The following is a 12,840-nucleotide window of genomic DNA, read 5'->3' as shown; positions in this document are numbered from 1 at the left end:
TACATTTTAACGTTATCTACCCAACTAATTGCCATCATTACGTGGAGGGAATATGTGCGGTTATATAAATTTGCAACCGGCAGAGTAGTTGGTACTCCTATTGGGCAAGTTCAGTTAAAAGTTGTGAAGGCACCTAATATTCTACTAGTTTTATATTTGGTTATTTTCAGTAAAACAAGTAACATTTTGAAAATTAATTTATATTAATTTGATATAACTATCACCTCCTTTTCACATTCTTGCATGTATTTGTTATTCTTTGGGAATGTAGTAAACAGAGCCCTCAAACGGTTGCAGTTCTCGATATTTGAAGTTATTTTCATTAGATATCAGTGGAGATGCATTTTTAATGTTAGTCGTTATTTCTTCTTCCAACCTCTGTTCCTCATTTGAAAAATTACACAAAACAACGAGAATCCCTTCACTATTTTCTCTTTGGTACGCAAACACATTCAGGCTTTCTCTCATTAATAATTTGAACGAGCCAGAGGTTATAATATCCCACCCTTTTCTCAAACTAATTAATTTTTGGTAGTAATAAAAAATAGAATCTTTATTTTGAAGTGCCGATTCTGCATTAATAGACTTATAATTATCGTTTACAGGAAGCCACGGCGTTCCTTCCGTGAATCCCGAATTCTTCGAATCGTCCCACTGCATTGGAGTTCTCGCATTGTCTCGGCCCTTCGTATAGATTGCTTCCATTATCCTTTCATGGGACCAGCCAAGTTCGGATTTTTCCTTGTACATATTCAACGTTTCAATATCCTGATAATCATTCAGGTCCTCAAAGTGTACGTTCGTCATTCCGATCTCTTCCCCCTGATAAATGTATGGGGTCCCCTGCATCATATGCAGGCAGGTTGCAAGCATTTTCGCAGACTTCTCCCTGTATTTTCCGTCATCACCAAATCGGGAAACGATGCGGGGCTGATCATGATTATTCCAATATAAACTATTCCAACCGGTGCCATGAAGGGAGGTCTGCCACTTTTCAAAGTTCTCCTTCAGATTTCTCAGGTCCAGAGGCTTTATGTTCCACTTATCTTCCCCCTCTTCGTCCAGCGACATATGTTCGAACGTGAAAATCATATCCAGCTCTTGATTATCCGGATCCGTATAAACTGTCGCATCTTCTGGTTCAGCTCCTGGCATTTCTCCTACTGTCATGACGTCACGTCCCGAAAGGACTTCTCCGTGCATCTCTTGTAAAAATTCGTGGATACGAGGACCATTAACGAAATAAGGACCCGGATCCCCATATTTCTCCCCGCTCTTCACTCCCCCGTCCGGATAAGCCTGGTCTTTCGATATGAAATTGATGACGTCCATGCGAAATCCGTCGATCCCTTTATCCAACCAAAAGTTCATCATGTTATAGACGTCTTTTCTCATTTTGGGATTTTCCCAGTTAAGGTCAGGCTGTTTCTCCGCGAACAAATGAAGATAATATTGACCAGTCTGTTCATCATATTTCCACGCTGACCCGCTGAAAATTGATCTCCAGTTCGTCGGAGGTCCTCCGTCCGCTTTTCCATCCTTCCAAATGTAATAGTCACGATAGGGATTGTCCTTGCTACTCTTTGACTCTACGAACCATGGGTGTTCATCTGAGGTATGGTTCACTACCAGATCCATAACGATTTTCAAATCACGGCTATGCGCTTCTGCCAGCAACCTGTCCATGTCTTCCATGGAACCGAACAACTCATCAATCATTCTATAATTCCGTATATCGTAACCATTGTCTTCTTGCGGAGAATCATAGACCGGAGACAGCCAAATCACATCAACTCCAAGTTTTTTTATATAATCGAGTTTTTCAATGATGCCCGGGATATCTCCCACTCCATTGCCTGTCGTGTCATTGAAACTTTTCGGGTAAATCTGATATACCGTACTCTTTTTCCACCATGCCGTCGTCATACCAACCATCCTTTTTATTTTCCGATTATTTTTATATCTGACACTACTAAATTCGATTCAAAATCACCTTGTTTGTAAGTCTTCACGTCCCCATCTGATGAGAGAACAATATCTGTTAATACATACTCTCCCTTTTGGTAATTATAAGAGATATGATCATCTTCATATAATCGCCCTCTCATATCTCTATCTCCGTTAGAGAAAGCGATGAGGCTGACGCGCTGTTGTTCTTTCGTATTTCTCACCTCATCACCAAAAGGAAGAACCGTACCTGCTTTAACAAAGACTGGAATGGTTTCTAAATCGGCATACACTAGGTGAAATTTACCGCCTTCGATTTCTTCTTCGTTCCACCAGTCAAACCATGTTCCTTCCGGGAAGTAAACGGAGCGATGCGTCTGGCCCGGGCGAAGCATTGGCGCCACCATCACATCTCTTCCTAAGAGAAACTGATCGCTAATATCAGTTGCCTCTTTATCCTCTGGGTACTCCATTATTAACGGTCTGACTACTGGTACTCCGCTTTTCTCCGCTTCATGAAACAACGTATAAAGATAAGGGATGAACTGATACCTTAGCTGTATGAACTTTTTGACGATCGTCATCGTTTCTTTATTGAACGCCCACGGTTCCTGGTAAATAGAATCCTGAACACTATGATTTCTAAAATAAGGAAGAAAGGCTCCCACTTGTGTCCAACGAACCAGCAGCTCAGGAGTGCAATCCGATGCAAAACCCCCGACGTCAGCGCCACTGAATGCTACTCCAGACATTCCAAGATTCATAATCATCGGAAGAGACATTTCTAAATGCTCCCAATGACTACGGTTATCCCCAGTCCATACTGCCGAATATCGCTGTACACCTGCATAGCCGGCGCGCGTCAGGGAGAACGGCCGTGTATTGGGTATAAGTTCTTTTAACCCTTCAAATGTAGCTTTGCTCATGTACAAACCATAAAGATTATGTCCTTCCCGATGACTGATAAGCTTCCCGTCCTGATTATGCCTCACGTCAAGGTCCATCGTTTTACTCTCATTAAAAACAGATGGTTCGTTCATATCATTCCAAATGCCTCGTACCCCTTTTTCTGTATAGAACCCATGAAGGTGTCCCCACCATTTTTGCACTCTCGATTGAAAAAAGTCGGGAAATGCGCTAGTGCCTGGCCACACCGCTCCATAATAGATGCTTCCATCTATATATGTACTGAAGAAGTTTTCAGAAACACCTTCACGATACACAGGATATTCCACATCCTTCTTGACTCCTGGGTCGACGATAGGAACAACATCAATACCGCGTTCATTCAGTTCTTTGATAAGGTTGTTTGCATTAGGGAAACGGTCTTTGTTGAAAGTAAAAACTCTATAATCATTCATGTAGTGAATATCTAAAAAAATACAATCGAGAGGGATCTCGTATTTTTCAAAAGCCGCAGCTACCTCTCGTACTTCCTCTTCGGAACGATAGCTGTAACGGGACTGATGATAACCCAAGGACCATTGAGGAGGCAGTGGTGTCGTTCCTGTTATTGTTGTATAACCTCGTATTGTATCTTTGATATCCTCTCCAAGAATGATGTAAGTGTTTAATGGACCTCCTTCTGCAGAGAACCTCACTCTATCCTTGAATGTTTGCATATCGAATTCTGTTCGGTGAGAATTGTCCAGAAATACACCGGTCGTCGTTTCTCCAGGATCATGGATCAGTACAAATGGGATCGATTGATACAGTTCGACCGTATCCTTGTTGTGAGGAGCAAATACATCTGTATTCCAGTTCGTAATTTTCTCTCCGTTTTTATTGAGGAAACCACTCTTCTCTCCCAATCCGTATATAGGAGTTTTGGCATCTTTTTCGAATGTACCAAACACCTTCTTATCTTTAGTGAAAGATACCCCGGATAAATGAAACGCTGTTTTTCCATTTCTTTGAGCTGTAATAGATAAACGATTCTTTTTGATAGTCACTTGCAGATTTTTGTAGGTCAAGAATAGTTCTGCATCAGTGTCTGAATAATCTGCATCTTCGACAGGTTCATCCTCTACGACTGCCAGCGTGCTGTCTGTGGAAACTTTCTCAAAAGGATGAACACTGAATCGAAGTGTCTGGTCATTAAGAAGGTAAAGGAAGAATGCACCTTCGGTTAACGTTCCTTCAACTACTTTCCCATTCCATTTTACTGATTCTACAGCACCTACCTCATGTACCTGTTCCTCAGCCCCTCCTTCTTCTGAAGGCAAGATGGCATAACTCGTATGTTCAAGCAATGGTTCACCCCTCCTCGTCTTGCATGACGCGTGCTACCTTGTCATTACCTATAACTTCAATCTTCAGGTCATTTATATCAGTATCCGCCTTCACCTTTACTTCCTCTTCCGAAACGTCAACAGAAAGTTCTATCGTATGTCCGAGATGATCTGTCAGCGTTTGATGAAAGGATGCATCACAATACACGCGACACAATGGTTGTTTATATGAAGATAAGTCATTACCCACAGCACTTCCAAGCCCCTCTGAAGGAGAAACGTTCAAAAGTAGTGCTCTGTTCATACGCATGAAGACTGGAATATCATTCACCTTTGCCGTGCAAGTTATATAAGCAGGCCCTTCGTGAATTTCTTCTGTCCATAAGTTCACCCATTTCCCTTCCGGCAGATAGACCTGCCGCTCAATATGATTTTCCTCAATAATAGGAGCCACAAGCATGGATTCACCGAATAAATACTCATCATACACACCCGCCACTCGTTGATCTTCCGGGAAATCAAGCATAAGCGCCCTCATTAACGGCTCCCCTGTTTGGCAGGCTTTCTCAGACTCCTGATATATATAAGGCATCAAATTCATGCGCACATTAGCAAAAAATCGATATACATCAATAACCCGGTCGTCCCCTGTTCGGGAAGCGATATTCCATGGGGTGCGGTCCTGACTGAACTCTGCCTTACTCTCCGCGTGATATTGCATAATCGGACAAAAAGCTGCCATCGAAGAGGAACGCATGAATAGCTCTGCTGTAGGGATATCTCCGTTAAATCCTGCCAAGTCCCATCCCCAGAACACAATGCCTGCCAGACCAGCATTCAACCCGGCTACAAGCGATCTTTTAAATGCAGCAAATGTAGACCGTTCATCCCCGGCCCAGTGCGCAGGGAAATTTTGTGCGCCAGTATAGCCGGCACGGCTGAACGTGATGCCATCATTTCGTTGAGCAAAGTCGTAATAAGCCTGAATGTAATCGTTGGGATACTGATTTCGCATTTCACTTCCCGTCTGGCCGTTCGCAAACTGCAGGTTCTTACCGAAAACGAATTCTCCTCCATCTGTTTTAAATCCATCAACTCCTATATCCAAAAGGTACTGGCGTTTCTGAAACCACCATTCACTCCCTTCCTTGTGACTGAAATCCATGATCAGGCTATTTGTAAACCAGTTCTCAGGAATTCTGTAAGGAGTGCCGTCTTCGTGCTTAACCACATACCCTTTTTCAACCATGTATGCCTCATCCTGATCTTTTAGCGGATGCGTTTGTTTATTTAAGTATTTTTGAATCGGAATCTGCCATAAGATAAGTTTCAGATTTTCCTCGTGTATATGTTCTACCATCCCTTTCGGATCCGGCCAGCGCCCCCAGGAAGGGAACTCCATTTCTTCATAACTGTGAACGTATCCCGGTTCCTTCAACTCATAGGTGGCGTCATTGAACATATAATACGTCGCTTCATCACTCCATTGTTCCAATACGATAACTGTAGCGGGGATATCATGATTATTCGTCGCTTCGATTTCGTTCTCTACAATAGATTGACGATCCCAGTTATTACTAGACATCCAGGGGCCGAGCGCCCAAGCGGGAACCATCGCAGGCTTTCCCGTCTCTTTCGTAAATTGCTGTACTTGTTGTTTATAATCACCAAAATAAAAATGGACAGTCGTTTCCTGAACGTTGTTATTTTGTGCGAACGTCCACGTCGTCTTATCTTTCAAAGATGCTGCCAAATCAAACAATGTGTACATTGCAGTATCCACATAACACCCATATCCTCTGTTGGTCATATAAAACGGAATAGGGATATACGTCCTTGTCCCCTGGTCTCTGTATTGGTTATATACATAGCAGTCAATTATCTCACCGCGTTGTTCAATAGAATTGTATCGTTCACCGAACCCATAAAAATTTTCGTTTTCAGGCGTGTACCAGTGGACCTGAAATTCGTGGACTATCCCATCTATGCCCTCTTTCCATTCAAATGTCGGCACTAGTGAATGAGTACGAAGAATCTCTTGTTCCTTGTAAAACAATGCGATTTCGGCATTTTCAGCGTGTACTCTAAGCTGATAATCTCCTCGAAAAATAGAAGTTTCCTCATCTTTAGAGGCATCTATTTTATTACCATACTGACGAATACTCATATCCATGCCATCGTCACGCATAATAAAAGTAAGGTTATGCCCTTCACCGAAATAAAGTTCCAGCATATCTTCTGTTTTATTCGTCACTTTGAAAGAGTTCGCATACTTCTTTTGCCTTGTATAGAGGGGATACGTATCAGAGGTAAGATTCCCTCCCTCTTTAAATGTCACATGAAAACTATAAGAGTATTCCCCATGATCCGGTAATGAAGAAAGCTTTCCCTGATAAATAAGTGTCTCGTCCTTTTTTTTCGACTGAAGCTCAAGAGAATCTTTCCAGTCCCGATTCTTGTTTTGTATATGGACTTCTACACCCTCAATTTCCTTTTCACTGACTACCTGACAAGCTATATGAACATAATCATCGGTCGTAGGGTAGTGAGGAATTCTCTCGGTCAGCTGTGGCAAGTACACATTCTCATTGCCCAAAGGATCATGGATGATCTTTTCTCCTTCTCCAAACTGAGAAGCATAATAATCAAATAGAGAAAGAACAATTTCACCCAGCTCATCTTCCTCCATGTGGGCTCGTGCTAAATGAGAGTAATGAAATGCGTTTTCTTTATCGGATTTTTCAAGAAAGTAAAGGGCCATCAAAGCTGTTGCAGATTTTGAAGTATAGTCAGCCCCTCGATAAGGAAGCATCCCACTCTCTTCTTCCAGATGCAGTACCATTTTGTTGGTAGCTTCTACGATAATCAGGTCTTCCGGAGAGAACAATCCATAAGGCATGACGGCAAGCGTTTGATCTACAGAAATCCCTCTTGTTTCTTTTCCATTTAAAGCCGTGCCTCCGGAAAGTAATTCATTGAATACAAAATCACGAATCTCTGTCATCACTTTCTGCAGGGACATCGCCTGTCGGTTATTCTTCGTTTCGGTCAATGCTGCGTATACCATAGAAACGTTGGAAAGATAGATATCTTTTTCGTTCCCCCATAAATCAGTGTTCGGCTTCTTCCACTCATCAGCCAAATAGGCAATATGAGGTTTATAGTCGATACCTGTGATTTCTTCATTATTTGGTTCCAGTTGGACTTGTTTCTGTAGAAGCCATACCCATGTCGCTATGGTATATAAAGGATCTTTTTCTATATCCGGCTGATAGTCTTTGATTGTTTCTTCGACCTTCGTATGTTCTCCTCGCAATTGATCAACATGAGCCCGAAATAACTGTATATAAGTCTTATCCACGGTTATCACCCCTTCATGAAAAAGGATATATGTGTACGTGCTTCACATATATCCCTCTCCTTTCATACAATTAGTTAGTTCAAAATATTTTCGTATTCGGATTGTAGTGTCTTAATGACATCTTCCGTTGACTTGCTCCCGTTTAAGGCTTTTTCGAATTCCTGGTCCGTCACATCATTGATTTGACTCCAGTTCTCCACTACTGGCGGAAGTACCAACGTGTCCAGTGCATTGAATACAGCTTCACGATTTTCCGGAGGAGTCTGCTCAAGGTAAGGTTGAAGTACTTCCTCGTTGTTTACAGCTGGCAGTTCCCAGGAATTTTCTACGCGCAGTTCAGCTACCTGATCACTGGCACTCATGAATCGAGCAAATTTATAAGCAGCTTCTTTTTTATCCGTATCGGCGGAAACAGCCAGACCATTTGCAAAGAAGTGATGAGCTTTTTGCGTGTTTCCTGCTTCCAAAGCTACATCCCATTCAAAAGATGCGTCTTTAAATGCTTCAAACATCCAAATACCTGTGTGAACAATACCAAGCTGTCCATTCATGAATAGATCAGCTGGAGCCTGACCGGACATTTCTGCCGGAGATGGAGTTACGCCTGATTCCGTCACTTTATCAACCATATAATTCATAGCTTCCAAGTTTTCTTGTGTATCTACAGTAGGCTCCCCATTTTCGTTGAAGAGTTCCCCCCCGTTTTGTGCAGCAATTTTAAAGTACTCATTCATTGTTGCTGGAGCATAAGTACCCCATACATTATTCTCTTCGTTTGTGATTTTCTCAGCTGCAGCCAACTCGTCTTCCCATGTCCAGTCAGCTGTTGGATAATCGACACCTGCTTCGTCAAACAAGTCTTTGTTGTAAAAAGTTAAAACGTTCGAAAAGCTCTCTACCATTCCATACTGTTTCCCATCATATTGGTAAGCTTCAAATGCTTCCTGATTCAATTGAGAAGGATCGAAATTTTCGTCTTCTTCAATGAATCCGGAAAGGTCAGCTAAGGTACCTTTTGAAGCGTATTGAACAAAGTTTTCATAGTTCAATTCAAATACATCCGGAGCGTTCCCGCCAGCCAGTCGCGTTTGCAACTTCGTGAAGTAATCATCATAAGCAGCTAATTCTGTATTTACTTTGATATTCGGGTTATCTTCCTCAAAGGCCGTTACAATATCAGCCAGTACGTCTTCATAGTCTGGTGCTGCAGAAAAGCTGTAATAAGTTATTTCCGTAGTGCCATTGCCGTCCCCACCTTCTTCTTCACTTTCTCCCTCTGAGGAACAACCCACCAAACTAATAATAGCAACCATGAAAAACAAAGATAAAAGCCACAATTTCTTCATGTCATTCTCTCCCCTTTTAATAAAATTGAATTTATTCTTTCATTCCGCTCATAGTCATGCCTTGGATGAAATATTTCTGAGCAAAAAGATAGACAATTAAAATCGGTAGTACACTAATAACAACACCAGCCATCATCAATCCCCAGTCTGTAGCCCAACGCCCCTGGAGCAGGGACAGACCTAGCGGTAGAGTAGCTAACTCCTGGTTACTGATTACGATCAATGGCCACAGGAAGTTGTTCCAGGATTGCATGAACGTGAAAATTCCCAAAGCGGCCAACATCGGCTTGATCAATGGAAGGCACACGCGATAAAAGACTTGAAAGTGATTCGCGCCATCCATGAATGCTGCCTCTTCCAACTCTCTTGGGATTCCTAACATCGCTTGCCTCATAAGGAAAGTTCCAAACACCGCAAACATGGTAGGAATGATCAGTCCAGGATACGAATCCAGCCAGCCAAATTGTTTAATCAAAATGAACTGTGGAATCATCGTGACCTGCGTCGGCACCATCATTGTGGCAAGATACAAAAGGAATAATTTATCTCTTCCTCGGAACTGCATGCGTGCAAAAGCATAAGCCGCCATGGAACTGAAAACCATTTGACCAATGGTCGTCAGTACCGCAACAACGATAGAGTTCCATAAAAAGCGCATCATAGGAAATTGTTGCGTAACGCTTTCGTAATTTTGAGTAGTAGGCTCATTTGGCACGAATTCCGGAGGTAAAACCATTGTTGCTCCATCCGGTTTCAAAGATGTAGAAACCATCCAGAGAAAAGGAATCAGCATAATGGAAGCGCCTCCAATTAGCAATAAATAAAAAAGGATCTTGTTGATAGTAGGACGTCGTTTCTTAGATTTCTTTGACTTCGTGTTCTGATAAACCAACGCCTTGCTCGAATTCTCCATAGCCATATATCAATTTACCCCCCTGTCTTGAACTTTCATTTGAATCCATGTGAAGAGGAAAATGACTAGAAACAACACCCAACTCATGGCAGAAGCGTAGCCCATTTCAAAGTAACGAAAAGCATGGTTGTAAATATTCTGTACCATTACTTCTGTTGAGCCTCCAGGTCCTCCTCCGGTCATAATCATGACCTGATCAAACACCTGAAAAGAGTTAATCAGAGAAATGATTGTCACAAAGAATGTTGTCGGTGCCAACAGTGGAATCGTGATGTTCCACAGTTTTCTTGCTTTTCCTGCACCATCAATCGAAGCAGCTTCATAAAAGGAAGGAGATATGTTCTGTAGGCCACCCAGGAACAAAACCATGACAAATCCTATATCTTTCCAGGCACTTGCCAGGATGATACCAATCATTGCTGTGTTAGGATCACTCAGCCACTGCGGGCCATCAATACCTACAATCGATAGAGCATAATTGATAAGTCCGTATTCAGGGTTATACAACCATTTCCACACTAGAGAAACCGCTACCCAACTTGTAATGACCGGCAAGAAGAATGTAGCCCTGAAAAATGCCCGGAATTTCATTTGTTTATTTAATAACAATGCACAAGCTAAACCAAAAATCAAAACCAATGGAATGTACCCAAGAATAAAAAAGATAGTATTTCGAAAGGAAACCCAAAAATCAGGGTCTTGCGCTAAACGTATGTAGTTTTCAAAACCCGTAAATTGCATCTCTCCAAGTAAATCCCAATCTGTGAAACTGATAATCAACGAGGAAACAATCGGAGCTCCTATGAATGTTAGAAAACCAAGCAGATTGGGTAGAAGAAAGATACAAAGCCAAAAGAATGTTTTTTTCCTTGTCATTCCTACCATGCATCCCTACCTCCTTTGCTCATATACTTTGTTTCATTTGTTCATAAATCGGCTCTTGGAAGAGTTGACTTATTGCTAACAGGGCTCCTCCGGTGAACCAGGAATCGTCTTTCAAATGAGAAAAAACAATATCTGTATCAATGCTAACTTTCTCGAAGAAATTGTCGTTAGCAATAGCAAGAACTTCTTTTTCAAACAGATGTTTGTATTTCACGCCCTCCCCGACAATAATAATCTTCTCCGGGTTTAACGTATTGATAAGATTTCTTAGTCCATATCCGAGGTGGGTACCCATTTCTTTCATGAGGGACTGGGCGAACACATCGTCTCCATCGGCTGCTTTTGCTACTGCCGAGAAATGATGGTCCTCTTCTTCATACGCTGAATCTTCCTTTGATTTTTCTTTATATTTATTTTCGAAGTAGAACTCTGAAGCGTACATTTCGAGACACCCTTCTTGCCCGCAGTGACAAGAATACCCCCCCATGACGAGATTCGTATGCCCGAATTCTCCAGCGCCACCTACGGCTCCATAATAGATTTTCCGATCAATAACAACAGACAAACCTAATCCGGCCCCAATCGAAACAACTAAAAAGTTATTGTCTTTCTGACCTTCTCCTTTTTCTAGCTCAGCTAACGTATAGCCATTAATGTTATTATCCACAAACACTGGAACTGTAGGAAACCTTTCTTTTATCATCTCGGTGATAGGAACATTCTCCCACCCCAACATGGAAGCACGAATGATTTTCCCTTCGTGGCGATTCACAAGTCCAGAAGACAAAATTCCGATTCCTAATAGGCTGGATAAATCTTTATTCTGTTCGTGGAAAATCATTTTCACTTCTCTCTCAATTAAAGCAACAATTTTCTCTGCTGTTGTGTGCTTTTCAAATGGAACGTACGTTTTTAAAAGGATACCTCCCTCCATATCTGTAAGCGCTGTCAGAATTTGGTCTTCCTCAATTTTGATACTGACAACATACCCATGATTTTCATTGAACTTTAAAAGTTTAGCCTTTCTCCCCCCTGTCGAGGAAGCTTCTCCGACTTCATAAATAAGGTTTTGAGCTTTCAACTCATCCATGATATAAGAAAGCGTTGAAATCCCTAATTCACATTGCCGTGAGATTTCAGCTCTACTAACCGGTTGCTGGTGACGAATAATATTTAAAACTTTGAATCTATTAATTTCTTTGATAAGTTCCTTGCTTCCAGTTCTTAAAGATTTCATAAAATCACCTCAATCATCTTACTTACTTCTTTCAGTGAACGAATTAAGTATATATAAACTATACATCAATGTTAATAATTTGACAACTATATTTTTGATTTTTAAGAATTTTATTTTTTGCATTATATTATTTGCATAAAGAAAGATACCATTTATACTTCTAGGGCACCTTTCTTTGAATTATTAGCCTATTGCTCTACGTCAACAAAGAGATGCCATAATAACACCATCCACCAGCCCTAAAATTTACTAATTCATCTTTCATTTGTCTTCTTCCTCCTCCCTTATACATTTAATATCTGCCTCAATGTTTCCTTGACAGCTAGCGAGTTCTCTTTTCTAATACGATTATTAAAAAAATTTTTAAATTAAACTACTATTTGTTAATTCAATCAGCATTTCAATTTTTTTCGAACATCTTCTAAGTATTTAGTTTCTAAAATTGAGAAATAGTAATCAAAATCCCTCTAAACTGCGGAAAATTATTTAGTTGATCGTGTTTTAATAAGGTTAATAACTTGTCATAATCCTTTTCCTTCATGCATCTATTAATTGATTCTTCCAAAAAGTTATTCCGCTTAACTCCACAACCAATATTTACTTCCGTAATAAATGATTTAATCTTTTGAATACATTAAATTTCTTGCCCAAACATGTCCACATCATTAAATAAAGAGGACTTAAAAGAAGGCAACAACCTAAGGGTTAGTTGCCTTCTTTTAAAATGAGTTGTGCCACACACTCCACATGTCCGGAGTGTATGTGGCAATACAATGAGATGTCGGTGAGTTTACTTGTTATCAAACGTATGAACACCCTCCATTCTCCCCCCTTAACGGAATGAAGGAAGTAATTCAATATCCTTGAATTGCGCCCGTTTGAGGCATAGGCGAAATCTATCTGAGATCCAATCTTCTAAG

Annotated in this window: 7 protein-coding genes; all 7 read right to left on the bottom strand. The window is 41.1% G+C overall.

From position 1 onward, the window contains the following. Window positions 1-252 precede the first annotated feature (252 nt). Window positions 253-1,926: an alpha-glucosidase gene (locus F6X55_RS14595; protein WP_153464430.1), complete on the bottom strand. Its 1,674-nt coding sequence runs from the start codon at window positions 1,924-1,926 to the stop codon at window positions 253-255. A gap of 14 nt (window positions 1,927-1,940) precedes the next feature. Then, a complete protein-coding gene (locus F6X55_RS14590; RefSeq protein WP_153464428.1) occupies window positions 1,941-4,199 on the bottom strand; it encodes a glycoside hydrolase family 31 protein in 2,259 nt (752 codons plus the stop codon). 4 nt (window positions 4,200-4,203) lie between these two features. Then, a complete protein-coding gene (locus tag F6X55_RS14585; protein WP_153464426.1) occupies window positions 4,204-7,539 on the bottom strand; it encodes a glycoside hydrolase family 31 protein in 3,336 nt (1,111 codons plus the stop codon). A gap of 74 nt (window positions 7,540-7,613) precedes the next feature. Beyond that, a complete protein-coding gene (locus F6X55_RS14580; RefSeq protein ID WP_153464424.1) occupies window positions 7,614-8,885 on the bottom strand; it encodes an ABC transporter substrate-binding protein in 1,272 nt (423 codons plus the stop codon). A 31-nt stretch (window positions 8,886-8,916) separates the two neighbouring features. Beyond that, on the bottom strand, window positions 8,917-9,798 hold the full coding sequence (locus tag F6X55_RS14575; protein WP_153464598.1) for a carbohydrate ABC transporter permease: 882 nt from the start codon (window positions 9,796-9,798) through the stop codon (window positions 8,917-8,919). A 9-nt stretch (window positions 9,799-9,807) separates the two neighbouring features. Further along, window positions 9,808-10,683, bottom strand: a complete 876-nt coding sequence (locus F6X55_RS14570) for a carbohydrate ABC transporter permease (protein ID WP_153464422.1) — start codon at window positions 10,681-10,683, stop codon at window positions 9,808-9,810. Between the two features lie 19 nt (window positions 10,684-10,702). Further along, on the bottom strand, window positions 10,703-11,920 hold the full coding sequence (locus F6X55_RS14565; protein WP_153464420.1) for an ROK family transcriptional regulator: 1,218 nt from the start codon (window positions 11,918-11,920) through the stop codon (window positions 10,703-10,705). Between the last annotated feature and the right edge of the window lie 920 nt (window positions 11,921-12,840).

The organism is Sediminibacillus terrae (assembly GCF_009602435.1).
Lineage (GTDB): Bacteria > Bacillota > Bacilli > Bacillales > Amphibacillaceae > Sediminibacillus > Sediminibacillus terrae.
This window is presented reverse-complemented; position numbering and strand designations above follow the sequence as displayed.